This window comes from Streptomyces sp. NRRL F-5126, assembly GCF_000721265.1.
In the GTDB taxonomy this organism is placed as follows: Bacteria; Actinomycetota; Actinomycetes; order Streptomycetales; family Streptomycetaceae; genus Streptomyces.
In genome coordinates this window covers 39,296-63,552 of sequence record NZ_JOFZ01000012.1, presented here as the reverse complement: position 1 = coordinate 63,552, position 24,257 = coordinate 39,296, and the positions used below count along the sequence as shown (strand labels likewise).

The 24,257-nt window shown below is 74.8% G+C and carries 19 protein-coding genes and 1 riboswitch; of the genes, 8 read left to right on the top strand and 11 right to left on the bottom strand.

Features of this window, described 5'->3' with window-relative positions; all coding sequences use genetic code 11:
- Positions 1–256: 256 nt before the first annotated feature.
- Positions 257–1,408, bottom strand: a complete 1,152-nt coding sequence (locus IH48_RS0125130; protein ID WP_051840554.1) for a pyridoxal-phosphate-dependent aminotransferase family protein — start codon at positions 1,406–1,408, stop codon at positions 257–259.
- Between the two features lie 105 nt (positions 1,409–1,513).
- Here IH48_RS0125130 and IH48_RS0125125 point away from each other — a divergent pair, with 105 nt between their 5' ends.
- Both IH48_RS0125125 and IH48_RS0125120 read left to right on the top strand, forming a co-directional pair.
- The gene (locus tag IH48_RS0125125) at positions 1,514–2,614 is read left to right on the top strand and encodes an amidohydrolase family protein (protein WP_030908999.1); all 1,101 of its coding nucleotides are present in this window, start codon (positions 1,514–1,516) and stop codon (positions 2,612–2,614) included.
- Positions 2,615–2,927: 313 nt separating this feature from the next.
- On the top strand, positions 2,928–3,917 hold the full coding sequence (locus tag IH48_RS0125120; RefSeq protein WP_030908997.1) for an SCO1860 family LAETG-anchored protein: 990 nt from the start codon (positions 2,928–2,930) through the stop codon (positions 3,915–3,917).
- 72 nt (positions 3,918–3,989) lie between these two features.
- Here the strand turns inward: IH48_RS0125120 and IH48_RS0125115 are convergent, their stop codons facing one another.
- Positions 3,990–5,057 carry a GlxA family transcriptional regulator gene (locus IH48_RS0125115; RefSeq protein WP_420705539.1) on the bottom strand — a complete coding sequence of 356 codons (1,068 nt, stop codon included), beginning with the start codon at positions 5,055–5,057 and terminating at the stop codon, positions 3,990–3,992.
- Between the two features lie 69 nt (positions 5,058–5,126).
- Here IH48_RS0125115 and IH48_RS0125110 point away from each other — a divergent pair, with 69 nt between their 5' ends.
- A complete protein-coding gene (locus IH48_RS0125110) occupies positions 5,127–6,080 on the top strand; it encodes an NADP-dependent oxidoreductase (protein WP_030908992.1) in 954 nt (317 codons plus the stop codon).
- Positions 6,081–6,424: 344 nt separating this feature from the next.
- On the opposite strand, the gene cobC is transcribed toward IH48_RS0125110, so the two are convergent.
- Positions 6,425–8,047 (bottom strand): Rv2231c family pyridoxal phosphate-dependent protein CobC, encoded by a 1,623-nt coding sequence (gene cobC, locus IH48_RS0125105; RefSeq protein ID WP_078850016.1) that lies wholly within the window; start codon positions 8,045–8,047, stop codon positions 6,425–6,427.
- Positions 8,048–8,121: 74 nt separating this feature from the next.
- Here cobC and IH48_RS0125100 point away from each other — a divergent pair, with 74 nt between their 5' ends.
- Positions 8,122–8,985, top strand: a complete 864-nt coding sequence (locus tag IH48_RS0125100; protein ID WP_030908986.1) for a ZIP family metal transporter — start codon at positions 8,122–8,124, stop codon at positions 8,983–8,985.
- Between the two features lie 53 nt (positions 8,986–9,038).
- On the opposite strand, the gene IH48_RS0125095 is transcribed toward IH48_RS0125100, so the two are convergent.
- From IH48_RS0125095 to IH48_RS0125065, 7 genes are all read right to left on the bottom strand, one after another.
- Positions 9,039–10,436 carry a cobyrinate a,c-diamide synthase gene (locus IH48_RS0125095; protein WP_030908983.1) on the bottom strand — a complete coding sequence of 466 codons (1,398 nt, stop codon included), beginning with the start codon at positions 10,434–10,436 and terminating at the stop codon, positions 9,039–9,041.
- A 73-nt stretch (positions 10,437–10,509) separates the two neighbouring features.
- Positions 10,510–11,109, bottom strand: coding sequence for a cob(I)yrinic acid a,c-diamide adenosyltransferase (gene cobO, locus IH48_RS0125090; protein WP_030908980.1), 600 nt, complete (start codon positions 11,107–11,109; stop codon positions 10,510–10,512).
- Positions 11,109–13,202: a putative cobaltochelatase gene (locus IH48_RS0125085; protein ID WP_051840553.1), complete on the bottom strand. Its 2,094-nt coding sequence runs from the start codon at positions 13,200–13,202 to the stop codon at positions 11,109–11,111. Before IH48_RS0125085 ends, cobO begins: the two co-directional genes overlap by 1 nt.
- A gap of 418 nt (positions 13,203–13,620) precedes the next feature.
- Complete coding sequence (locus IH48_RS0125080) at positions 13,621–15,162, bottom strand: cobyric acid synthase (RefSeq protein ID WP_030908974.1); 1,542 nt, start codon at positions 15,160–15,162, stop codon at positions 13,621–13,623.
- Positions 15,159–16,157 (bottom strand): cobalamin biosynthesis protein, encoded by a 999-nt coding sequence (locus IH48_RS0125075; protein ID WP_037843231.1) that lies wholly within the window; start codon positions 16,155–16,157, stop codon positions 15,159–15,161. The genes IH48_RS0125080 and IH48_RS0125075 overlap by 4 nt, the downstream gene beginning before the upstream one ends.
- 56 nt (positions 16,158–16,213) lie before the next feature.
- A riboswitch (cobalamin riboswitch) is annotated at positions 16,214–16,296 on the bottom strand.
- A gap of 125 nt (positions 16,297–16,421) precedes the next feature.
- Positions 16,422–16,619 carry a hypothetical protein gene (locus tag IH48_RS0125070; protein ID WP_030908967.1) on the bottom strand — a complete coding sequence of 66 codons (198 nt, stop codon included), beginning with the start codon at positions 16,617–16,619 and terminating at the stop codon, positions 16,422–16,424.
- A 112-nt stretch (positions 16,620–16,731) separates the two neighbouring features.
- Positions 16,732–17,940 carry an inorganic phosphate transporter gene (locus IH48_RS0125065; RefSeq protein ID WP_078850015.1) on the bottom strand — a complete coding sequence of 403 codons (1,209 nt, stop codon included), beginning with the start codon at positions 17,938–17,940 and terminating at the stop codon, positions 16,732–16,734.
- A gap of 164 nt (positions 17,941–18,104) precedes the next feature.
- Here IH48_RS0125065 and IH48_RS0125060 point away from each other — a divergent pair, with 164 nt between their 5' ends.
- From IH48_RS0125060 to IH48_RS0125050, 3 genes are all read left to right on the top strand, one after another.
- Positions 18,105–18,794, top strand: coding sequence for a class II aldolase/adducin family protein (locus IH48_RS0125060; RefSeq protein WP_051840550.1), 690 nt, complete (start codon positions 18,105–18,107; stop codon positions 18,792–18,794).
- 100 nt (positions 18,795–18,894) lie between these two features.
- Positions 18,895–20,025, top strand: coding sequence for an alpha/beta hydrolase (locus tag IH48_RS0125055; RefSeq protein WP_030908958.1), 1,131 nt, complete (start codon positions 18,895–18,897; stop codon positions 20,023–20,025).
- Positions 20,026–20,324: 299 nt separating this feature from the next.
- Positions 20,325–21,659, top strand: a complete 1,335-nt coding sequence (locus tag IH48_RS0125050; protein ID WP_030908954.1) for a hypothetical protein — start codon at positions 20,325–20,327, stop codon at positions 21,657–21,659.
- A 38-nt stretch (positions 21,660–21,697) separates the two neighbouring features.
- Here the strand turns inward: IH48_RS0125050 and IH48_RS0125045 are convergent, their stop codons facing one another.
- Entirely contained in the window at positions 21,698–22,126 is a 429-nt protein-coding gene (locus IH48_RS0125045) for a VOC family protein (protein ID WP_199810018.1), read from the bottom strand.
- 274 nt (positions 22,127–22,400) lie between these two features.
- On the opposite strand from IH48_RS0125045, the gene IH48_RS0125040 reads away from it, so the two are divergent.
- Complete coding sequence (locus tag IH48_RS0125040) at positions 22,401–23,999, top strand: ABC-F family ATP-binding cassette domain-containing protein (RefSeq protein WP_030908948.1); 1,599 nt, start codon at positions 22,401–22,403, stop codon at positions 23,997–23,999.
- The last annotated feature ends 258 nt before the right edge of the window (positions 24,000–24,257 follow it).

Below are 24,257 nucleotides of genomic sequence, written 5' to 3'. Positions count from 1 at the left end.
TAGGGATTTGTCCCGGAACTATGGGACAAATCCCCGCTCGCTGTGGACTCGGTCACAAGTGGATGACGGCCGGAAACATGTCCGAATCACGCTGAACATCCTGTCGAAATCTTGGCGTTTAACCCCAGGAAAACCGGGCAGAAGCAAGACGGGAAGCTGCGTGTAAAAGAGATGCAATTCTTATTCTCAACTTAACGTATTCCTGGTCCCGCGCGGTAGTAATTCCGCGCGGGAACCACAGGAACATCATGAGTGGTCACAAAGCGTCAGACCACGCGCCGGTCGCGGCGCGCACGGCGGCCTCCGTGTCGGCGGGGCGCGGGGCGTCGCCCGCGCGCGTCCCCGCGAGCGCGTCGCCCAGGGCGCGAAGCGAGCCCGTCACCGCCTCAAAGGTGGCGTTCGCGCCGTAGTGGTTGACCCGGACCATCTCCGCGGCCAGCGCTCCGCCGCCCGCGGCGATCGGCAGCGACGCGTCCGCTGTCAAGGCCTTCGCCACCAGCGCCGACGCGTCGACCCCCGCGGGCGTGCGCAGCGTCGTCGCGACCGGCGCCGCCGCCGACGGCTCACGCACGTACGGGGCGAAACCGCCGCCGAGGGACACCACGCCGGCGCGCGTCGCCGCCGCCGCGGCCCGGTGCCGCGCCTGGACGGCCGCGAGGCCCGTCTCCTCGATCCGCGCGAGACAGGCGTCGAGCGCTGCCATCTCCAGCTGGGCGGGGGCGTGCGGAAGCGTGCGCCTGCCCGCGTCGATCCACCGCTCCTTCCAGTCGAGCAGCGACAGGTACGAGCGGCGCGGCGCGCGCGGATTGCTCTCGAGCCGCTCCCACGCGCGTCCGCTCACGGCCACCGCCGAGACGCCCGCGGGCCCGCCCATTGCCTTCTGCGCGCCGATCACGCAGAGGTCGACGCCCCACTCGTCCGTCAGCAGCGGCTCGGCGGCCACCGACGCCACCGCGTCCAGCATCAGCAGCGCGCCGTGCGCCCGCACGACCTCGCCGATCTCCGCGACGGGGTTGGTGTTGCCGGTCGCGGCCTCCGCGTGCACCAGGGAGACGAAGCCGGTCTCGGGGTGCGCCGCGAGCGCCGCTTCGACCTGCTCGGCACCGGCCGCGCCGGAGAACGGCACCTCCAGGTCGTGCACGCTCGCGCCGCACTCGCGCAGCCAGTTGCCGAACGTCTGCCCGTAGGGCCCGGTCACCACGTTCAGCGCGGTGGAACCGGGCCGCGCCGCGCCCTTCACACACCCTTCGAGCGGCAGCAGGGCCTCGCCCTGCATGATCACCACGTCGTTCTCCGTGCCGAGCAGCGCGGCCACCCGGCGCTCGACGGCGGCGAAGCCGTCGGCGGTGGGCGGCGCGAGGTCGAGAAGGGCGCTGCGCGGGGGAGCGGTGGGCGCGGGCTGTGTCACGTCCGGTCTTCTTCCGTGGTTCGTCGGCGGGGCGTGCGGGCGGCCTGTTCCGCACCGCCCCGATCTGCTCGAACGAGGGTACCCACGGTCTCGTACAGTGCAGGCATGAGCGATGGGACGGCAGCACCGGCGCTGCACGTGCGGGGCAGGGTCCTACTCGGCCCCGACGAGGTCGTGGACGAACTGTGGGTGGTCGGCGGCCGGGTGACGTACGAACGCCCCGCGCACACGGACGACATGCGCACGGTGACGGGCTGGGCGCTGCCGGGCCTCGTCGACGCGCACTGCCACGTCGGCCTCGACACGCACGGCCCGGTCGACGAGGCCACCAGCGAGAAGCAGGCGCTCGGCGACCGCGACGCGGGCGCCCTGCTGCTGCGCGACGCCGGCTCGCCTTCCGACACCCGCTGGATCGACGACCGCGACGACCTGCCGAAGATCATCAGGGCGGGCCGGCACATCGCGCGCACCCGCCGCTACATCCGCAACTTCGCGCACGAGATCGAGCCGGACGACCTCGTCGCGTACGTCGCGCGTGAGGCGCGGCGCGGCGACGGCTGGGTCAAGCTCGTCGGCGACTGGATCGACCGCGAGGAGGGCGACCTCACGGCCTGCTGGCCGCGCGGCGCGGTGGCGGCGGCGATCGCCGAGGCGCACCGGCTCGGCGCCCGTGTCACCGCCCACTGCTTCGCCGAGGTCGCGCTGCGCGACCTGGTGGAGGCGGGGATCGACTGCATCGAGCACGCCACGGGGCTGACCGAGGACACCATCCCGCTCTTCGCGGAGCGCGGCATCGCGATCGTGCCGACACTCGTGAACATCGCGACGTTCCCGCAGCTCGCGGCCGGGGGAGCGGCCAAGTTCCCGCGCTGGTCCGCCCACATGGAGCGGCTGCACGAGCGCCGCTACGACACCGTGCGCGCCGCCTGGGACGCGGGTGTGCCCGTCTACGTCGGCACGGACGCGGGCGGATCCCTGGCGCACGGCCTGGTGGGCGCGGAGGTCGCGGAGCTGGTGAAGGCCGGCATCCCGCCGGTCGACGCGCTGTCCGCGACGGCCTGGGCCGCGAGGCGCTGGCTCGGCCGCCCCGTGCTCGAAGAGGGCGCACCCGCCGACCTGGTGGTGTACGAGGAGGACCCGCGAGCGGACGTGCGCGTGCTCACGGCGCCGCGGCGGGTGGTACTGAACGGCCGCGTCGTCGGCTGACCGCGCCGCTCGTCGGGCCGCGTGGTTGACAGACCGTGACGAACGGGCTGTCCCGTTCGTTGGACATTGCACCACCGGTTGCGAAGTCGACGTATCGACTGCCCGGCAAGCGCCTCACGGGAGTGACACCAGCGAACTCCCGTGCCCAATAAATCGAATACCGACTCGGAAACCCCCCTTTCGAGTGAACTAGCCCTGCGTTTCCGCACGTTCACTCACAGTGCGTAAAGATGACCGGTGTCTCAGTCGCCGCCGCGCCCTGTCCCCAGCCGGCCGGCCGGCGACGCCATGTCTCAGTGGGGGTTCCACGATCTTGAACAGCGACACCTTTCGCCGCACATCCGCACGCCGCCTCGCCGCCGCGACGGCGGCGGCCGCGCTAGCGGCGGGCCCCGTACTCCTGGCGGCACCCGCACAGGCCACGGGCGTCGAGGAGCACGGGGGCGGCGCGGCGCACGCCGCCGTGCTGAAGGCGGGCCTGGACGTCTCGCTCCTCGACAAGACGGTCGACGTCCCGGTGAACACCTCGCTCAACGAGGTGCGTGCGCCGCAGAGCGCGGACAAGAAGGCGCTCAGCCTGACGGTCGACGGAGTGAACAAGGGCAGGCCGTTCAGCATGGTCAGCGCCGATGTCGCCGACGCCAAGGCGACCGTGGCGGGGGGAAAGGCCGAGGGCTACGTCAACATCGTGAACGCGAAGGTCCACGTGCCGGGCCTGCGCGGGCTCTCGCTCATCGCGCTGCGGCAGGTCACCGCGAAGGCCACCTGCGAGGCGGGCAAGCACCCCGTCGCGAGCGCGAACCTGCTGGGCGACGTGACCGTGCTCGGCAAGACCGTCTCGCTGTCGACCGGCGGCCCGACAAAGGTGAGCGTGCCGGACGTCGGCGACGTGAGCCTTGAACTCTCGCAGACGCACACCACCTCGCGCACGGCGGCGGCGACGGCGCTTGCCCTCGACGTCTCCGTCAACCCGCTGAAGCTGAACGTGGCGGACGTGAAGGGGTCGGTGAAGCTCGCGACGGCGGACTGCACCGCGCCGAAGCCCTCGGGCGGGCACCACGGTGGCGGCACGCCGTCGAAACCCACCGCGCCGGCGAGCGGTGAGCCGTCCGGGGCGGCGCCCTCCGCGCCCGACGTGCGGGCCCAGAGCGCGACGGAGCCGAAGCCCGCGAAGTCGTCCGCCCAGGACCTGGCGGAGACGGGCAGCAGCTCGACGACGCCGTACATCGCGGGCGGCGCGGCGATCCTCCTGCTCGCGGGCGCGGGCGCCGTCGTCCTGGCGAAGAGGCGCGCGTCGCACTGACGACACCGTCACCCGCCGGCGGCCCCGGCCCGGGGCCGCCGGCGCGGCGAGACCGTCACCGGGTGGGCCTCCTCACCGGGCCTCCGGGGCGCCGGGCCCGTCCCGGCCCGAGGCACGGAACGTGCGCCGGTACGTGGACGGGACGACCCCGGCCTCCGCCGCGAGGTGCCGCCGCAGCGACGTGGCGGTGGCGAAGCCGACCTCGTGGGCGACCCGTTCCACCGGCAGGTCGCTGGACTCCAGCAAGTGCCGCGCCCGCCGCAGCCGCTGCTGGGTGAGCCATCGGCCGGGACTCAGCCCCGTCTCCTCACGGAAGCGCCGGGCGAAGGTGCGGGTGCTCATCGCCGCGTGCGCGGCCAGCTCGTCCAGCGACAGCGGCAGTTCTAGCCGCCGCAGCGCCCAGTCGCGGGTCGGCCCCGTGCCGACCGTGCTCGCGGGCGGCAGCGGCCGCTCGATGTACTGCGCCTGCCCGCCGTCCCGGTACGGAGGCACGACGCACAGACGGGCCACCTGGTTGGCCACCTCGCTGCCGTGGTCCCGGCGCACCAGGTGCAGGCAGACGTCGACCCCGCTCGCCGCCCCGGCCGAGGTCAGCACGTCGCCGTGGTCGACGAACAGCACATCCGGATCGACCTCGACCCGGGGGAACAGCTCCCTGAAACGGCCGGCGAGCGCCCAGTGGGTGGTGGCCCTGCGCCCGTCCAGCAGCCCGGCGCCGGCCAGCAGGAACGCGCCGGTGCAGATGGACACCAGCCGCGCGCCTGGCCGTACGCGCGACAGGGCGGCGAGCGCCCGCGGGTCGGGAACGCCGGCGGAGTCCCACGGGACCGCGTACGGCGGGATGACCACCGTGTCCGCGTGGGCCAGCGCCTCGGGGCCGTGCCCGGGGGTGACGGCCAGGTCCGAGTCGGTGCGCACGGGGCGTCCGTCCGCGCTGGCCGACACCACCTCGTAGCGGCCGCCGGCGGACCCCAGCACGCGGTGCGGGATGCCGAGTTCGAACGGGTACACGCCGTCGAGCGCGAGGACGACGACCTTGTGCGCGCCGGGACGCGGAGCCGGGCTCATCCGGCACCCCGGCTCCGCGGCGGGGCCGGCGCGGGTGGCGAGGTCGGCGCGGCCGGCCTGAACGGTGGTCATGGCAGGAATGTATCGGATGATGACCTCCTTGCCATCGACCCGGCCGGGGTCATGGGCAAGGATCGGTGCATGACTTCGAACGGCACACCCGTGATGCTCGCCCTGCACCAGACGGCCCTCGGCGGTCCCGAGGTGCTGCGTCCGACCGAACTGCCACGGCCGGAGCCGGGACCGGGGGAGATCCTGGTCGCCGTGCACGCGGCCGGGCTCAACCCGACCGACTTCAAGCACCGCGCCGTGCGCGTCTTCCTGCCGCCACCGCCGTTGACCCTGGGCTGGGACGTCTCGGGCACCGTGGTGGAGACCGGTTTCGGCGTCACCCTCTTCCGGCCCGGCGACGAGGTGTTCGGCATGCTGCCCTACCCGCACGGGGCCGGCTCGCACGCCGAGTACGTGACCGGCCCGGCCCGCGCCTTCGCCGCGAAGCCCGCCGGGGTCAGCCATGTCCAGGCGGCCGCCCTGCCGCTGGCCGCGCTCACCGCATGGCAGGCCCTCGTCGACACCGCGGACCTACGGGCCGGGCAGCGGGTGCTGATCCACGCCGCCGCGGGCGGTGTGGGCCATCTCGCCGTGCAGCTCGCCAAGGAGCGCGGCGCGCACGTCACCGGTACGGCGTCCGCGCCCAAGCACGACTTCCTGCGCGAACTCGGCGCGGACGCCTGCGTCGACTACCGCTCGGAGGACTTCACCGCGGCCGCTGAGCCGTACGACGTCGTCCTCGACACCCTCGGCGGACAGACGGCCACGCGTTCCGTGAGCGCCCTGCGCCCGGGTGGCGTCCTCGTCTCCCTGCTGCCGGGCGCCGAGGACACCGCGGCCGCGGCGGAGAAGGCGGGGGTGCGCGCCGCCGTCATGCTCGTGGAGCACGACCAGTCCGGAATGCGCGCCATCGCCGAACGCGCCGCCGACGGCAGGCTGCGCGCCCACGTCTCCGGCACCTTCCCCCTCGCCGAGGGCGCCACGGCACACGCCCAGGCGGAGACGGGCCGCACCACGGGCAAGCTCGTCATCACCGTGCGCTGACGGCCCGCTCGCCGTGCCCGTGGCTCGCGGCAACACGGGACCGGCGGTCGCGTCGAGGCAGCCCGGGCCGGGTGCCATGCGGGCCGGGGCGTGCGCACGGCGAGCCCGCGCCCGCGTGAGCCGGCGCCTGCGGTGGCGTGGGCTCTACGGCCGCCGGAGTGCGGCGGGCCCGGAGCGCCGCGGGTCGGCGGGCCGCCCAGCGCGCGCGGCAGACTCGCCGAGTCCGTCCGGGCGCCGGGGCGCGTCCAGCCGCTGCGGGACGACGAAGGCGCCGCGGGGCCGGCGGGGTGCCCCCGTCCGTCCTCGGCCGGGGGCACCCCGAGTCCGGGCGCCGCGCGCGGCGCCTACGCCGCGGTGGCCGTCACCGCCAGGTCCAGCGCCTGGAGGAAACGATTCGTCGTCGCGCGGTCCCTGACCGCGAGCCGCAGCCACTCGCCGTCGAGCCCGGGAAACGTGTCCCCGCGGCGCACCGCGAACCCGTACGTGCGCAGCCTGGCCCGCACCGCGCACGCCCGTGCCGTGCGCACCAGGACGAACGGGCCCTCCGCCGCCCGCACGACCTCGACCTCGTCGAACTCCGCGAGCCCCGCCAGCAGGTGGGCGCGGTGCGCGCACATCGAGCGCGCGGCCGCGTCCGCCTCCGCGAGCGCGGCGGGCGCCATGCACGCCTCCGCCGCCGCGAGCGCGGGCGTCGACACCGGCCACAGCGGCTGCGCCCGCTCCAGCGCGGCTATCACCCGCGGCTCGCCGAGCGCGTAGCCGACGCGCAGCCCCGCGAGCCCCCACGTCTTCGTCAGGCTCCGCAGCACCACCAGCCCCGGCACGTCCACGTCACCCGCGAGCGCCTCGGGCTCGCCCGGCACCGCGTCCATGAACGCCTCGTCCACCACGAGCACCCGGCCAGGGCGTGCCAGCGCGGCCAGCGTCTCCGCCGGGTGCAGCACGGACGTCGGGTTCGTCGGGTTGCCGACCACCACGAGATCGGCGTCGTCGGGCACCGCGTCCGGGTCGAGGCGGAAGCCGTCCTCCGGGCGCAGCAGCACCCGCCGCACCTCGTGCCCGGCGTCCCGCAGCGCCGCCTCGGGCTCCGTGAACTGCGGATGCACCACCACCGGGCGCCGCACCGGCAGCGCGCGCGCCAGCAGGACGAACGCCTCGGCGGCGCCCGCGGTCAGCAGCACGCGCTCCACCGGCACGCCGTGGCGTGCCGCCACCGCCGCGCGCGCCCTGCGCCCGTCCGGATAGGCCGCGAGGCCCGTCAGGGACGCGGCGATGCGGTCCCGCAGCCAGGCGGGCGGCGTGCCGCCGCGCACGTTCACCGCGAGATCGACGAGGCCGTCCGCGAGGTCGAGGACCTCGGCGTCGCCGTGGTGGCGCAGATCGTGCGCGTCGACTGCCTGCTCGGCCGTGCGTCTCACGGCGCTCCCTCCGTACGTGCCCTGTGGGGAGGGCGCGTCAGCATCCGGTCCAGCCTGTCCGTGCTGTCTACCTCCCGCACGCACGTTCTGTCCACGGTGCGCACGCGAACAGTCACCGGACGTGCCGTCAGCCGAGGAACGCGCGACCGCACACGCGACCGCACACGTCGCCGTCCCGGCGGCCGCCCTGCGCTTGCCGACCAGCAGCACACCGCCGCCCGCCAGCGCCGCCGCCTCCGCCACCGAGCCCGTGCCCACGGCGGCCCGCACCGCCTCGGACCCGTGGGGCACCTCGACCGCGGCGAGCGCCTCCGCCGCGTACCCGCGCAGCGGCACGCCGAGCCGCGCCGCGGCCGCCACGAGCCCCGGCTCGTCCGTGCGCGCGTCGAGCGTCGCCAGCCGCGCCACGCGGGCGGGGCGCAGCCCCCCGTCGAGCAGGGCGTCCGCGACCAGCGCGATCACCTCGTCCGCCGTGACGCCGCGCCGCGCGCCGACCCCGACCGTCAGATCGGGGGGCCCGAAAGGTCCACCAAACGTGAGGTTGGTCACGACTGGCCTCCATACGGGCCCCTGGAGGGCTCCGGATGTGCGCGGGGCGGCAGTGATCGGCTATGCAGGGGCTCATGGCGGTGTTCGTCGCGCTCGGCGCGTTCCTGATGACGCTGTTCGGCGGCTGGACGGCGCAACGCGTCACCGACCGCCGCCACCTCGTGCTCGGCCTCGCGGGCGGGCTGATGCTCGGCGTCGTCGGGCTCGACCTGCTGCCCGAGGCGATCTCCGCCGCGAGCCGCGAGGTTCTGGGCGTCCCGCAGGCGCTGCTGCTGTTCGTCGGCGGCTTCCTCGTCGCCCATCTGGTCGAGCGCCTCCTCGCGACCCGGCAGACCGCGCACGGCGGCGAGGACGTGGAGCCGCCGCCGGCCGCCGGGACCGCGCCTGAGGCGGCCGCCGCGCACGCCGGCGCCTCCGGGAACGCCGGGGCACACACTCAGACGGCGCACGAGCACGGGCACGCTCATGCGCCCGCGCGCGGCCCGGGCGGCACCGCGCGCGAACCGCGCTTCGGCCTCACCGCGGCCGCCGCGATGGTCGGCCACAGCCTGATGGACGGCGTCGCGCTCGGCGCCGCCTTCCAGGTGGGCGGGGCGATAGGCACGGCGGTCGCCCTCGCGGTGATCGCCCACGACTTCGCCGACGGCTTCAACACGTACACGATCACCAGCCTGTACGGGAACGCCCGCCGCAAAGCGCTCGCCATGCTCTTCGCGGACGCCGTCGCCCCGATGGTGGGCGCCGCGACGACCCTGTTCTTCACGCTCCCCGAGGAACTGCTCGGCAGCTACCTCGGGTTCTTCGGCGGCGCTCTGCTCTACCTCGCCGCCGCCGAGATCCTCCCCGAGGCCCACCACGAGCACCCCGCACGCTCCACGCTGCTGTGCACGGTGCTCGGAGTCGCGTTCATCTGGCTGGTGGTGGGCGTGGCGGGCTGACCGCACGCCCCGGCGCGCGGCACCCGAGCCGGCCGCGCGGGCGCACCACCCGTTCACGCGCGCGCCGCCCGCGCCACGAAGCGGCGCGCCGCGTCCGGCGTGGCCGCCCAGTGCGTGTGCAGGTAGCTGGCGTGCACCCCGCGCCGCACGAAACCCTCCGTGCGGCGCTCGGGCCGCACGAAACCCCACGCCGGATACGTGCCCGCGCGCGGTTCCAGCACCGTGCGGTGGAACTCGTGCCCGCGCGCCCGCGCCCCCGCCTCGGCGATCGCGCTGTCGCCGACGGCGACGGCCTCCCGGTAGCCGAGCGTCAGCCGGTCCGTCATGCGCGCGTCCGCGTCCAGCACCCCGCACATCGGCCGGCCGTCCAGCGACCGCGCGAGGTACAGCAGCCCGGCGCACTCGGCCGCCACCGGCGCACCCGAGTGCGCCAGCGCGGCCACCGCCCTGCGCAGCTCGTCGTTGGCCGACAGCTCAGGCGCGTACACCTCGGGGAACCCGCCGCCCACCACAAGACCGGCGGTGCCTGGCGGCAGCCCGTCGTCACGCAGCGGGTCGAAGGACACGACCTCGGCGCCCGCCGCCGCCAGCAGCTCCGTCTGCTCCGCGTACGAGAACGTGAACGCCGAACCGCCCGCGACGGCGACGACCGGCCGCCCCGCCGTCGCCGGCTCGCCGCCCACCGCGGGTCCGCCGCCCACCGCCGCCACCGGGTCCCACGCCGCCGCGTCCAGCGGCGGCGCCGAGCGCGCGAGCGCCAGCAGCCCGTCGAGGTCGCACCCCGCCCTTACGTGCTCGGCGAGCGCGCGGGTCGCGGCGAGCGCGTCCGTGTGCCGCTCGGCCACGGGGACGAGCCCCAGATGGCGCGACGGCGCGCTCACCCCGTCGGACCTGCGCAGTGCCCCGAGCACCGGCACACCGCACTCCTCCAGGGCCTCGCGCAGCAGCTCCTCGTGGCGGTCCGAACCGACCTTGTTCAGGATCACGCCGCCGATCCGCACGTCCGGGTCGAACGACAGGAACCCGTGCACGAGCGCGGCGACCGACCGCGACTGCGAGGACGCGTCCACCACCAGGACGACCGGCGCGCGCAGCACCTTCGCCACCTGCGCCGTCGACGCCAGCTCGCCCTGGCCGGCCGCGCCGTCGTACAGCCCCATGACACCCTCGACCACGGCCAGGTCGCACCCCTCGGCGCCGTGCGCGAACAGCGGCGCCATCAGCTCGGGGCCGCACATGTACGCGTCCAGGTTGCGGCCGGGCCGCCGCACGGGGCCGCCGCCCGAGACGGCCAGGGTGTGGTACCCGGAGTCGATGTAGTCGGGCCCGACCTTGTGCGGCGAGACGGCCAGACCGCGCTGCGAGAACGCGGCCATCAGGCCCGTCGCCACGGTGGTCTTGCCGCTGCCCGACGAGGGCGCCGCGACGACCAGCCTGGGAACGGCGGTCACGGCGCTGCCACCGCCTCCGGCCGCGCCCCGTCCGCCGCGGCGCGCCGGTGCGGCCTCGCGGTGGCTCCCCGGGTCACCATTCGATGCCCCGCTGGCCCTTCTGACCCGCGTCCATCGGGTGCTTCACCTTCGTCATCTCCGTCACCAGGTCCGCGAAGTCCAGCAGTTCCCGCGGCGCGTTCCTGCCCGTGATCACCACGTGCTGGGTGCCCGGCCTCTCCCGCAGGACCTCGATCACCTCGGCCGTGTCCACCCAACCCCAGTGCAGCGGGTACGCGAACTCGTCAAGCACGTACAGCCGGTGCGTCTCGGCCGCGAGGTCGCGCTTGACCTGCTCCCAGCCCTCCCTCGCCGCCTCCTCGTTGGACAGCTGGCTGTCGCGCTGCACCCAGGACCAGCCCTCGCCCATCTTGTGCCAGGCCACGGTCCCGCCCTCGCCGCTCGCGCCGAGCGTCCTGAGCGCCTTCTCCTCGCCGACGCGCCACTTCGCCGACTTCACGAACTGGAACACCCCGACCGGCCATCCCTGCGTCCACGCCCGGAGCGCCAGACCGAACGCGGCGGTCGACTTGCCCTTGCCGGGGCCCGTGTGCACGAGGACCAGCGGCCGGTTGCGGCGCTGGCGCGTGGTGAGCCCGTCGTCGGGGACGGATTCCGGCTTTCCCTGCGGCATCAGGCGGCCCTCCGAGCTTGTCCTGTGATGCGGTCATGTGCGGTGCGCTCCCCGCCATGTGCGGTGCGCCCGCCGCGCACGTCCTTGACGAGCCCGGCGATCGAGTCGGCACGCAGCTCGTCGAGCGTCACCGCGGTGGCGCCGAGCGCGGTCGCGAGCGAGGCGGCGAGTCCCAGCCGCACCGGCCCCGACTCGCAGTCCACGACGACGGACGCCACGCCCTGTGCCGCGTGCAGCCGCGCCGCGCGAGCCGCCTGCCCGACCGCGTCGCCGCCGCCGGCGGCCGTCGCCCTGCCGTCCGTGACGACGACGAGCAGCGCACGCCGTGCGGGGTCGCGCAGCCGCTCGACGCGCAGCACGTCGTGCGCCTTGAGCAGCCCCGCCGCCAGCGGCGTGCGGCCCCCGGTGGGCAGGGAGTCGAGCCGGGCGGCCGCCGCGTCGACGGACGAGGTGGGCGGCAGCGCGAGCGACGCGTCGCGCCCCCGGAAGGTGATGAGGCCGACCTTGTCGCGCCGCTGGTACGCGTCGAGCAGCAACGACAGCACGGCGCCCTTCACGGCCCCCATCCGCCTGCGGGCCGCCATCGAGCCCGACGCGTCCACCACGAACAGCACGAGATTGCCCTCGCGGCCCTCGCGCGTCGCCTGCCGTAGGTCGTCGGCGCGCACCACGAGGCCGCGCCCCGCGCGCCCGCGCGCCCGCTGGTGGGGGGCGGCCGCCCGGACGGTGGCCGCCAGGTGCAGCTTGGTCAGCGCCCCGCGTGGGCGCCTGGACCCCGTGGTCCTGCCGTGTTCCGTGCGCGCCCGCGACCTGCGCCCCGCCGCTCCCTCGCCGAGCCCGGGAACGGTGAGGACCTTCGCGCGAAACGGCTCCCAGGCCCTGGCCGCGGGCCGCTCGGGGGCCTGCGGTGAGCCCTGCGCGGGGACGCCGCCCTCGGACGGCCCGGAATCGCCCGCGCCGCCGGACGCCTGGCCGCCCGGGTCCTGGGGCCCCTGGTCGTCCGGGCCGCGGCCGCCAGGCCCGCCGGAACCGGGGTCGGGGTCGTCGTCGGGGCCCTCGCCGCCCTCCCCGGCGTCCGGTTCGGCCGCGGGGCCGGCCAGGGTCTCGTCGAGCTTGTCCTCGTCGAGCCCCGGCGCGTCGAACGGGTTGCGGCGCCTGCGGTGCGGGAGGGCGAGCAGCGCGGCCTGCCGCACGTCGTCCGCGGTCACGGCGGTGCGCCCAGCCCACGCGGCGAGCGCCGTCGCGGTGCGCGCCATGACGATGTCGGCCCGCATGCCGTCCACCTCGAAAGCCGCGCAGGTGGCCGCGATCCGGTGCAGGACACCGTCGTCGAGAGTGACCTCGGGCAGCAGCGCGCGGGCCGCGGCGATGCGTTCCCGCAGGGCGCCCTCCTGCTCCTCCCAGCGCGCGGCGAACGCCTCGGGGTCGTCGTCGTACGCCAGGCGGCGACGCACCACCTCGACGCGGCTGCCGGGCTCGCGCGAGGCGGCGACCTCCACCGTCAGGCCGAACCGGTCGAGCAACTGCGGGCGCAGCTCCCCCTCTTCCGGGTTCATGGTGCCGACGAGCAGGAACCGTGACGCGTGCCGCACCGACACGCCCTCCCGCTCGACGTACGAGGCGCCCATGGCGGCCGCGTCGAGCAGCAGGTCCACCAGGTGGTCGTGGAGGAGGTTGACCTCGTCGACGTAGAGCACACCGCGGTGCGCCTCGGCGAGCAGCCCGGGCTCGAAGGCCTTCACACCCTCCGCGAGCGCGCGCTCGATGTCGAGCGCGCCGACGAGCCGGTCCTCGGAGGCGCCGACCGGCAGCTCCACCATGCGCGAGGGCCGGTGCACGGTGGGCTCGTTGCCGTGCGGCCCGTCGGGGCACAGCGGGTCGGGCGCTGCCGGGTCGCAGGAGAACCTGCACCCGGCGACGACACCGACCTGCGGCAGCAGCGCCGAAAGAGCCCGCACGGCGGTCGACTTGGCGGTGCCTTTCTCACCGCGCACGAGCACCCCGCCGACGGCGGGGCTGACGGCGTTCAGCAGCAGGGCGAGCCGGAGATCGTCCATGCCGACGACGGCGGTGAAGGGATACGGGGTGGTCATGAATCTCCTTGACGACGTGAGCCGTTCGGGACGTGCGCGTGGACGGGTGGGCCGGCGGCCGCGGCCGGGCGCACGCGCCGCGGCGCCTCCTCGTGCCGGGGGCGAGCCGCGTGACGCCCCGCCGACCGCAGCCGAAGGCCGCGTGGCGGCGCGGCACACGCAAGACCCGCCCACCCGGTGCGAATTCGGGCGCGGGCCGGAGGGCCGCAAGCCCCTGCACGGCTGCGAGCCGAGGCGGTGCCGCAGGCGCACGCGCCGCCGGGCGGGGCGCCGTCCATGTGCGCCGCGTCCGCGTTCCCGGACGTGGGTGCGGTCGGGGTCCGCGTGGCGGCGGCGCCGCGTACGTGGGGCGAGCGGCGGGACGGGTCGCCGGCATGGCCACGGGCCACCGCGCCTCCCGGCGCGAGCGCGGCGGCGCTCACGGCGCTCCCGGCGGGACGAACGGGAGTCCTGGCGGCGGGCCCGTCTCGATCAGCCGCAGCAGCGCCGCCGTGTCCGCGTGCTCCTCCACCAGGTCGGCGAGCCGGTCGAGTTGGGCCTCGCGCACCGCGCCGAACTCGGTGCCGGGCGCCACCACGAAGCGGCGGCCGCTCTCGCGGGCCACCTCCGTCAGGTACGCGCGCCTGAACGCGTCGTTCTCCAGCACCCCGTGCCAGTGCGTGCCACGGACCGCGCCGACCACGCAGCCGTCCGGGTCCTGACCGGCAGTGCCGGTGTACGTGACGAACGGCTCGCCGCCCTCCACCGACGCGACCCCGTGGTGGATCTCGTACCCTTCGACGCGCTCGCCCAGCGCCGTCCCCACCGGCCGCGCCAGCGTCTTCTCCGCGGCGAAGCGCACCCGGACGGGCAGCAGGCCGAGGCCGGGCACCGTCCCGGCCCGCGACTCGACGTCGTCCTCGATACACCCGCCCAGCACCTGGTAGCCGCCGCAGATGCCGAGCACCGGCAGCCGGCTCGCCGCCCGCCGTGCCAGTTCGGACCCGAAGCCGCGCTCCCGCAGCCAGGCCAGCGCGCGAACCGTCCCCCTGGTGCCCGGCACCACCAGGAGGTCCGCGTCGACGGCGTCGTCCGCGCGGTCCACGAACCTGACCCGCACGCCCGGTTCGGCCGACAGCGCGTCCACGTCCGTGAAGTTCGACATCAGCGGCACCGCGCACACCGCGACACGCAGCACCTCGTCGCCCACCGGCGGCAGCACGGGCCGCGCGGCGCGCGCGCCGAGGCCGCCGTCCTCCTCGTCGATGCCGAGGCCGTCGCGCCACGGCAGCACCCCGTACGTCTCACGCCCCGTCAGCCCGCGCAGCATGTCGAGACCCGGCGTCAGCAGGGACACGTCGCCCCTGAACTTGTTCACCAGGTACCCGGCGACCAGCTCCTGATCCTCCCGGGAAAGCAGCGCCGTCGTGCCGAAGAACGACGCGAAGACGCCGCCGCGGTCGATGTCGCCGACCACCACCACCGGCAGCCGGGCGGCCCGCGCGACCCCCATGTTGACGATGTCCGTGCGGCGCAGGTTGATCTCAGCCGGGCTGCCGGCCCCCTCGCAGATCACCGCGTCGTACCGGGAGCGCAGCTCGTCCAGGCAGTCGAGCACCGTGCCGAGCAGCGTCTCCTGGCGGCCGCCGTGGTAGCCGCGCGCGCTCAGCTCGCCCACGGGAGTGCCCATCAGCACCACCTGGCTGCGGCTGTCGCCACCCGGCTTCAGCAGCACGGGGTTCATCAGCGCGGTCGGCTCGATCCCGGCCGCGCTCGCCTGCATGGCCTGCGCCCGGCCGATCTCCGCGCCCTCGCGCGTCACGAACGAGTTCAGCGACATGTTCTGGCCCTTGAACGGCGCCACCTTCATGCCCTGGCGCACCAGCCAGCGCAGAATGCCCGCGGTGACCACGCTCTTGCCCGCGTCCGACGTCGTCCCCGCCACCAGCAGGCCGCCGCCCCGCGCCCGTCCGCCGCTCACCGCCGTGCCTCCCCGCCCCGCGGACCGCCCGCGGATCCCCGTATGGCTCCCCACGCGGACCGCCCCGCCACACACGCGGCGAGCGCGAGCCACGTCACTCGCCGCGACAGCCGCACCGCGCGCGAGATGTCCGCGACCTCCACCTCGGGCAGGCCACCGCCGAGCACCGGCCGATTCTCCACTCGCCCGCCGTACGCCAGCGTCCCGCCGAGCCGCACGCCGAGCGCCCCGGCGAACGACGCCTCCACGGGACCCGCGTTGGGGCTCGGGTGGCGGTGCGCGTCGGCGCGTACGACGTCCAGGGCCCTGCGCGGCGCGCCGCCGGCGAGGACGGCGAGCGCGGCCGTCAGCCGTGCGCCCGGCCACCCGGCCACGTCGTCGAGGCGTGCGGCGGCCCAGCCGAACCGCAGGTGGCGCGGCGAGCGGTGGCCCACCATCGCGTCCAGCGTGTTCACGGCGCGGAAACCGGCGAGCCCCGGCACGCCCGCCACCGCGCCCCACACCAGCGCGCCGACCACCGCGTCCGACGTGTTCTCCGCGACCGACTCCACTACCGCGCGGGCCAGTTGCCGTGCGTCGAGACCCTCCGGGTCGCGTCCGCACAGGTGCGGCAGGCGCGCCCGGGCCGCGCCGATGTCGCCCGCCGCGAGCGATGCCCCGACGAGCGAGGCCTCGCGCGCCAGGGACGTGCCGCCCACCACGGCCCACACGGAGGCGGCGGTCAGCAGGACGGACGCGCCGTCGCGGCCCCGCACCGCGCGGGCCGCCAGCGCCGCGCAGCCGACGGCCCCGCCCGCGCAGGCGGCGGCGTACAGGGCGCCACGCGCCCGGTCGTCACGCCACAGGAGGCGTTCCAGGGCGCCGGCGGCACGCCCGAAGGCGGCGACGGGGTGGCCGCGGCGCGGATCGCCGAACACGGCGTCGGCGAGAAGGCCGAGCCCGGCGGCGGCGCCGTACACGGAGGTCGCCTTGACGGCTGCGCCGCGGGCAGGCATGGGGCAGTGTCCTCACTCAGGGTCCGCGCCCCGGCTCGACGTGAACACGGCTGCGAGAGTTCCTGGCTCCCGGGGCGCCCGGGTGGGCGCGCACCGGTGACAGTGGCGGGACCGCGCCGGATTCGCACCGGCTTCCTCTGCTGCTGCCGCGGTAATGGCCTCGGCAGTCCACCACGCCCCACAACGCCCGTCAACTCCCCTTTGACCTGCGGTGGGGGACTGTGCGAATGGCCACACGGGGCCCGGACGCGGATCGGGCGGCGGTCAGGCGACGATCAGGTAGATCCCGTAGCCGACGGCCGCGGCGCACAGGGCGAAACAGGCGTACGACGCCGAACTGACGAGCGCGGAGCCCTGCTTGGCGAGGCCGACGGTGCCGAGGGCGAACAGGCCGACGAGGCCGACGGTGGCCAGGAGGCTGACGCCGAAGACGGCGCCGACGGAGGCCCAGTCGATGTTCATGCGCGAGTGTCCTTGCTCGTGCCGCTACGTGCTCCGCGGCTGTGGCTGATGTGGTCGCTGTGGCCGTCGTGGTGCGTGTGGCTGCCGTGGCGCGTGCGGGCGCCTGCCGCCGTCACGCCGCGGCCGAACGCTGCGCGGTGGCGGCCGCAGGGGGCGGCCCCGGGATGGTCGCGGCGAGGTCGCCCGCCTGCTCCTGGCCGGTCAGCGCGGTGGGGCGGGCCGCCGGGCCCGCGACGCTCTGCGCGGTGACCGGCCGGCGGCGCGCCGCCAGCCAGATCGCGCCCGACGCCGCCACCAGCACGGCGCCGACCGCCACGACACCCCACGTGCCGCGGCCGGCGACGAACTCGGCGCCCGCCGAGACAAGGGCCGCGGCCGGCAGCGTCAGGCACCAGGCGACGGCCATGCGCGTCGCGGTCGACCACCGCACCGAGCCGCCCCTGCGGCCGAGGCCTGCGCCCATCACCGCGCCCGAGCAGACCTGGGTGGTGGAGAGCGAGAACCCGAGGTGCGAGGAGGCGAGGATGGAGATCGCCGCGCTCGTCTGCGCCGCGAAGCCCTGCTGCGGACGCAGGTCGGTGAGACCCGTGCCCATCGTCTTGATGATGCGCCACCCGCCGATGTACGTGCCGAGCGCGATCGCGAGGCCCGAGCAGACGATGACCCACACGGGCGGGTTCGAACCGGGCGCGAGCACGCCGCCGGTGACCAGCGCCAGGGTGATCACGCCCATCGTCTTCTGGGCGTCGTTGGTGCCGTGCGCGAGGGAGACCAGCGCGGCGGAGGCGATCTGCCCCGCGCGGTAGCCCTTCGCGGTGGCCTCGTCGTCCGCGTGCCGGCCGAGGCGGAAGGTGATGCGCGCGGCGATCAGCGCCGCGAGCCCCGCCACCAGCGGCGCGGCGACCGCGGGCAGCAGGACCTTCGTCACGACGGTCCCGCCGTGGACGGCAGAGACCCCCGCGGACATGACGGCGGCGCCGATCAGGCCGCCGAACAGGGCGTGGGACGAGCTGGACGGCAGCCCGAGCAGCCAGGTGGCCAGATTCCAGAGGATCGCGCCGACCAGCGCCGCGAAGATGACCCGCGTATCGATGCCGTGCTCGTCGATGATCCCGCCGGAGATCGTCTTGGCGACCTCCACGGACAGGAAGGCACCGACGAGGTTCAGCGCGGCGGACATCGCCACCGCGATCTTCGGGTTGAGCGCACCGGTCGAGATGGTCGTCGCCATCGCGTTGGCGGTGTCGTGGAAGCCGTTCGTGAAATCGAACACGAGGGCTGTCGCGATCACGACCGCGAGCAGCAGCGTCACATGCTCCATGGACCCAGGCAATCGTTCGACGTGGTGTGGGCAGGATGAACGTACGGAGCGAGAGTGAACGCAAGGTGAACTGGGCCGGTATTCGCGGTGCCGCTCCGCGCGCCGTGTACGCGCCTTCCGGCCGCAGCCCGCCCTCCGCCCCGCGCCCTGGCACGATCTCCCCCATGACAGACATGGCAGACCCGCTCAGGGACGTGCTGGCCGAGCCGTGGCGCGACCTCGTCGCGACCGCGCGCAGGACCGCCGCCGAAGGACTCGTCGTGGGCACGTCGGGCAACGTGTCCGTCCGCGTGGACGACCTCGTACTCGTCACGCCGAGCGGGGTCCCCTACGACCGCCTCACCCCCGACGACGCCCTCGCCGTGCGCCTCGACGGCCGGCGCGTGCTCGGCACGTTCGAGCCCACCAGCGAACTTCCCATGCACCTCGCCGTCTACCGCACCAGCGCCGCGCGGGCCGTCGTCCACACGCACGCCGTCCACGCCACCGCCGTCTCCACCCTCGTGTCCGAGCTGCCGCTCGTGCACTACATGACCGCGGCGCTCGGCGGGCCGGTCCGCGTCGCCCCCTACGAGACGTACGGCACCGACGCGCTCGCCGAGCGGATGGTCGAGGCACTCGAAGGGCGCAGCGGCTGCCTGCTGCGCAACCACGGTGCCGTCACTCATGGCGCCACCCTTGACCAGGCGTACGACCGGATGGCGCAACTGGAGTGGATGTGCAGGGTGTGGCTCACCGCGGCCTCCGTCCCCGGCCACACGCCCTCGCTGCTGTCCGAGGACGAGATCGCCGAGGTCGGGCGGAAGCTGGCCGGGTACGGGCAGCGCCCCGCCGACGAGGAGCCGGGCGGCTGAACGACTGAGCTGCCGGACGCCCCCCGGGGGGATCCGCCGCCCGGCCCGCCGCCGGCGACGCCCACTGGCGCGGGCGGCCCGGGCTGCGGACACTTGTCAGGTGCGCCCCGCTACAGCGACGGCAGCTGCCGTCACCACAGTGATCGGAGTCGGCGCGGCCGCGGCACTGGCCGCCGGCCGCTACGCGAGCGACGCGGCCCTCAAGGCGCGTCCACGAAAACCCCTGCCGACCGACGCGAAGCTCACCGTCCACGCGGCGGGGAAGGACCGCGTCACCCTGACCCGGGGCCTCGCGTCGCTGCGGCCCGGCACCTACGGGCTCCAGGGGCCGGGCGTGCACGCGGCCTTCGGGCCCGTGCTCGAAGGCGCCGACCGCAGCGCCGACACCGTCGTGCGCCGCCTCGAACGCGTCAGCCTGGGCAGGCTCACGCCAGGCACCCGCGTGCGGCTCACCCCGGAGGTGTACGCGGGCGACCCGGCGAGCGCCCTCGGCCTCGACCACCGCGAGGTGCGCGTACCCGGAGAACTGGGCGACGCGCCTGCCTGGTTCGTGCCCGGGGCCCGCGACACATGGGCCATCTGCGTGCACGGCCTCGGCACCACGAGGAACCAGGCGATGAACGTCATGCCGTTCCTCACGCAGCGGCGCTTCCCCGTCCTCGCGCTCTCCTACCGCGGCGACGCGGGCGCGCCCCGCCCCCGGGAGGGCCTCGGCCACCTCGGCGAGAGCGAGTGGCGCGACCTCGACGAGGCCATCGGGTTCGCGCTGCGCTCGGGCGCGCGGCGCGTCATCCTCCACGGCTGGTCGACCGGCGCGACCATGGCCCTGCGCTGCGTGTCGGGCTCCTCGCGCAAACACAAGATCAGCGGGCTCATCCTCGACTCGCCCGTGCTGGACTGGCGGGCCACCCTCAGGGCGCTCGCCTCGGCACACCGCACGCCCGCGCCCGTCGTGCCCCTCGCCGTACGCGCCGCCCAGGGCAGGACGGGGCTCGACGGCGAGCGCACGCCCGGCACGCTCTTCCCCCGCGACCTCCAGGTGCCGACCCTCATCGTCCACGGGCCCGGCGACAGGATCGCGCCATGGGACGCCTCCCGGGCCGCCGCCCGGGCACGGCCGGACATCGTCAGCCTGCACACCGTTCCGGATGCGCCCCACGCGGCCATGTGGAACGCCGGACCCGACGCGTACGAGGAGGCCCTGCGCCGCTTCATCACCCCCCTGATGTGAGCCGCTGTGGGCCGTGCGGGACCTCGCGCACCCGCATGAGCCGTGCTCACGCCGCCCCTCACGCCCTCGCACCGTCCTCGTCGCACCGCGGCCCCCGAGGCGGAGCACTCCGGGCAAAGCCGCGCGAGACACCCCGGCACATCCGGCCACCGGCCCGGACGACACGTTCCGTTTGGGCTTTCCGGCGGTCAACGGGGAGACTGCCATCCGTGACGTCCCGAAAGCCTGATGAGCAATTGGCGCGCAACTCCAGACTCCGACTCGTACCGTCGCAGCCGCTGGCCTCCGCACGACGGGCCGTGACGACCGGACGAAACCGCCAGGCACCGCGGCCCCCCGAGGGCACGCCGCCCCAGGCCGAGCTGGCCCGCCAGGCGAGGGCCGTGCTCGCGGAGGCCGTGCGGATCGCCCGCTGGGCGGCCGCCGACCGTGACCCGGGAGCCGGGCCTCTCGGCCCGCGGGCGCTCGAACGCGCCGTCGCCGCACTGGAGCTGACAGCCGCGCAGGCCCGCACCGCATGGGACCGCGCCAAACTCTCCGGGCTCGTCGAACTCCACGACGGCGTCGTGCGCCCCGGCTGGCGGCTGCACGCCTGGGACAGCGACGACAGCGCCGTACTGCGCGGCTGGGTCGCCCTCTTCGACGCATGGTCGCTCATCCACCCGGCACCCCGCGGCGTCGCCGCCGGCACCGTCTCCGAGGTCATCGAGTCGGTACCCCAGGTGCTCTCCCTCCTCCAGCTCTCGGCCGGCCCCGTCACCGAGCCCGCCCTGCTCGACCTGCTGCGCCAGCGTGTCGCCGAGCTCCACGAGGAGCGCTGCGAGGTCACCTACGACCCCGCGGCGCCCGGCGACCCCGACGCCGTCGCCGTCAAACCGCCCGCGGACACCGGGCGAACCGTCGTGCCCGCCGCCTCCCTCGCCCCGCTGCTGCGCTGGGCCCTGGAGGGGCTCGCGGCGGTCGGCGCGCTCACCCTCGGCCGCGAGCAGGCCACGCTCACCCCGCTCGGCAACTGGGCCGTCTGGGTCAAGCTCGAGCAGATCTGCGTCGCCGCCCAGAGCCCGGCGGGCAACATCGAGCAGTCCGCGCAGGACATGCTGCACGGCTGCGCGCGGCTGACGCCTGGGCCCGCGCGCGCCGAGTACCGGGCCTGGCTCGCCGCCCGCACCGTATCCAGCGCGGTCGCCGAACTCCTCGCCGTCGCCCGGGGCGAGGACGCCCTGCTGCGCGGTCTCGCCTTCGAGGCGCTGCGCGTCGTCGGTGCACCCGCCGAGCCCGTCGTGCGCTCTGCCGTCGACCACCCCCAGCTGCGGCCCTACGCCCTCATCTGGCTCGCCGAGTACGAGGGCGCGGACCCCGAGGACGCCCACGACGTGCTCACGCGCGAGGAGTCCACCTGGCTGTGGATCGACACCGCGGCCGCCGTCGCCGACCACGGGGACGGCGAACTCCTCGTGCGCCACCTCGACTCGGCCGTGCAGGGCAACGTGCCCGCCCTCATCGAGGAGGTGCGCGCCGTCGGCCACCCAAGGACCGTGCAGGTGCTCGTCGCGCTGGCCGCCGCCCACCCGGACCCCGCCCTCGCCAAGGCCGTACGGCGCGCCGCCTTCCAGGTCCACACCGGCGGGGCCTGAGGCGGCCGGCGTTCAGGGCGCCGGATCCGCGCGCCGGCTCACCCCGCACCGCCCAGCGCGGGGGCGTACGTGCCGAAGCTCCACACGTTGCCCTCGGCATCCCGGGCCATGTAGTCCCGCGACCCGTAGTCCTGGTCCGTCGGCTCCATGAGGATCTCCACGCCCGCGGCCGCCGCCCGCGCGTAGTGCGCGTCGAGCGCGGCGGGCCCGCCGTCCACCACGACGTAGCAGCTCGACGGCCCAGCGTCCGCCATCACCGAGGCGAACGCGCCCGCCCGGCCCTTCGAGCCGAGCATCACGACCCCCGGGCCGAACGCCAGCTCCGCGTGCAGGACCTTGCCGTCCTCGCCCTCGTACGCCGCGATCTCGGTGAAGCCGAAGGCCTCCTTCAAGGTCCTGATCGCCGACTTCGCGTCGTCGTACAGCAGTGTGGGACAGATGCCCGGACCATCCGCCATGCCGCTCACCCCTATCTCTTCGGCCATCTCTTCGGCCGACTCGTTTGTGATCTGCGTCTCAGTCTGGCACCGGCCACTGACAACGGCCCGCCCCACGCCTCTCACCAGCACTGATGAGTGGCGCGCCGTCGCCGCACACCTCGCGCCAGGGCCGCGGAATTGCGGTACATGGGTGCCGCCACCGGCCGCTAGAATGGCGGCATGGCATTTCTCCTTGTGCATTAGCGGCGTCGAAGTCCCTCCGCCTGCCCTTCCGCCGTCCTTCCCGCCCTGGAGTCTTACCGTGATCACCGCAACCGGTGTAGAGCTGCGCGCCGGAGCCCGCATCCTCGTCGAGTCCGCCACCTTCCGCATCGCCAAGGGCGACCGCATTGGCCTCGTCGGCCGCAACGGCGCGGGCAAGACCACCCTCACGAAGTGCCTCGCGGGCGAGGGGCAGCCCGCCTCGGGCTCCATCACCAGCAGCGGCGAGGTCGGCTACCTGCCGCAGGACCCGCGCACCGGCGACCTCGACGTGCTCGCACGCGACCGCGTCCTGTCCGCGCGCGGCCTCGACACCGTCCTGAAGAAGATGCGCGAGAACGAGCAGCGGATGGCGAACGGCCAGGGCGCCACCCGCGAGAAGGCGATGAAGAAGTACGAGCGCCTGGAGACGGAGTTCCTGACCAAGGGCGGGTACGCCGCCGAGGCCGAGGCCGCCACCATCGCCGCCGCGCTCGGCCTGCCCGACCGGGTGCTCGGCCAGCCGCTGCACACCCTGTCCGGCGGTCAGCGCCGCCGCGTCGAGCTCGCCCGCATCCTGTTCTCCGACGCGGACACCCTGCTGCTCGACGAGCCGACGAACCACCTCGACGCCGACTCGATCGTGTGGCTGCGCGACTACCTCAAGACATACCGCGGCGGCTTCGTCGTGATCTCCCACGACGAAGAACTGGTCGAGACGGTCGTCAACAAGGTGTTCTACCTGGACGCCAACCGCTCCAGGATCGACATCTACAACATGGGCTGGAAGCTGTACCAGCAGCAGCGCGAGGCCGACGAGAGGCGCCGCCACCGCGAGCGCGCCAACGCCGAGAAGAAGGCCGCCGCGCTCAACGCGCAGGCCGACAAGATGCGCGCCAAGGCCACCAAGACGGTCGCCGCCCAGAACATGGCACGCCGCGCCGAGCGCCTGCTCTCCGGCCTTGAGGAGGTGCGCCAGGCCGACAAGGTCGCCAAGCTGCGCTTCCCGGATCCCGCGCCCTGCGGCAAGACGCCACTGACGGCGGAGGCCCTGTCCAAGTCGTACGGCTCGCTGGAGATCTTCACCGACGTCGACCTCGCCGTCGACAAGGGGTCGCGCGTCGTCATCCTCGGCCTCAACGGCGCGGGCAAGACCACGCTGCTGCGGCTCCTCGCGGGTGTCGAGAAGCCCGACACCGGGGCCGTCACACCGGGCCACGGCCTCAAGCTCGGCTACTACGCGCAGGAGCACGAGACCCTCGACCCGAACCGCACGGTCCTGGAGAACATGCGCTCCTCCGCGCCCGACCTCGACCTCGTCGACGTCCGCAAGACGCTGGGGTCCTTCCTGTTCTCGGGCGACGACGTCGACAAGCCGGCCGGGGTGCTCTCCGGCGGTGAGAAGACGCGCCTGGCGCTCGCGACGCTCGTCGTGTCGTCCGCCAACGTGCTGCTGCTCGACGAGCCCACCAACAACCTCGATCCGGCCAGCCGCGAGGAGATCCTCGGGGCGCTGCGCACGTACAAGGGCGCCGTCATCCTCGTCACCCACGACGAGGGTGCCGTCGACGCGCTGGAGCCCGAGCGGATCATCATGCTGCCCGACGGCGTAGAGGACTTGTGGGGAGCCGACTACAAGGACCTGGTGGCCCTCGCCTGACGGCGGCGCCCCTCCCGGGGGAGCCGCGGGATGGATCATCCGGCTCAGCGGTGATCCATCATCTGGGTGAGTCCGTCTACTACCCCGGCGTGGCTACGTGCCTGGGGCACGTATCTCGCCCGACATCCGGGACACCTCCACTCCACCCGTCGCTGACCAGGCATTTCGGGTCGGGTTATGGCGAACGCCGACCTCGATCAACTCTGGAACAGCCAATTCCGCTCGTGCTGGAATGTTGAAGTACGACAAAGTCCGTGG

Excerpts from the sequence above, each read along its gene's own strand:
- IH48_RS0125125 (WP_030908999.1), top strand. The coding sequence starts at position 1,514 with ATGAGCGATGGGACGGCAGCACCGGCGCTGCACGTGCGGGGCAGGGTC.
- IH48_RS0125115 (WP_420705539.1), bottom strand. The coding sequence starts at position 5,057 with ATGACCACCGTTCAGGCCGGCCGCGCCGACCTCGCCACCCGCGCCGGC.
- IH48_RS0125110 (WP_030908992.1), top strand. The coding sequence starts at position 5,127 with ATGACTTCGAACGGCACACCCGTGATGCTCGCCCTGCACCAGACGGCC.
- IH48_RS0125100 (WP_030908986.1), top strand. The coding sequence starts at position 8,122 with ATGGCGGTGTTCGTCGCGCTCGGCGCGTTCCTGATGACGCTGTTCGGC.
- cobO (WP_030908980.1), bottom strand. The coding sequence starts at position 11,109 with ATGCCGCAGGGAAAGCCGGAATCCGTCCCCGACGACGGGCTCACCACG.
- IH48_RS0125085 (WP_051840553.1), bottom strand. The coding sequence starts at position 13,202 with ATGACCACCCCGTATCCCTTCACCGCCGTCGTCGGCATGGACGATCTC.
- IH48_RS0125075 (WP_037843231.1), bottom strand. The coding sequence starts at position 16,157 with ATGCCTGCCCGCGGCGCAGCCGTCAAGGCGACCTCCGTGTACGGCGCC.
- IH48_RS0125070 (WP_030908967.1), bottom strand. The coding sequence starts at position 16,619 with ATGAACATCGACTGGGCCTCCGTCGGCGCCGTCTTCGGCGTCAGCCTC.
- IH48_RS0125065 (WP_078850015.1), bottom strand. The coding sequence starts at position 17,940 with ATGGAGCATGTGACGCTGCTGCTCGCGGTCGTGATCGCGACAGCCCTC.
- IH48_RS0125060 (WP_051840550.1), top strand. The coding sequence starts at position 18,105 with ATGACAGACATGGCAGACCCGCTCAGGGACGTGCTGGCCGAGCCGTGG.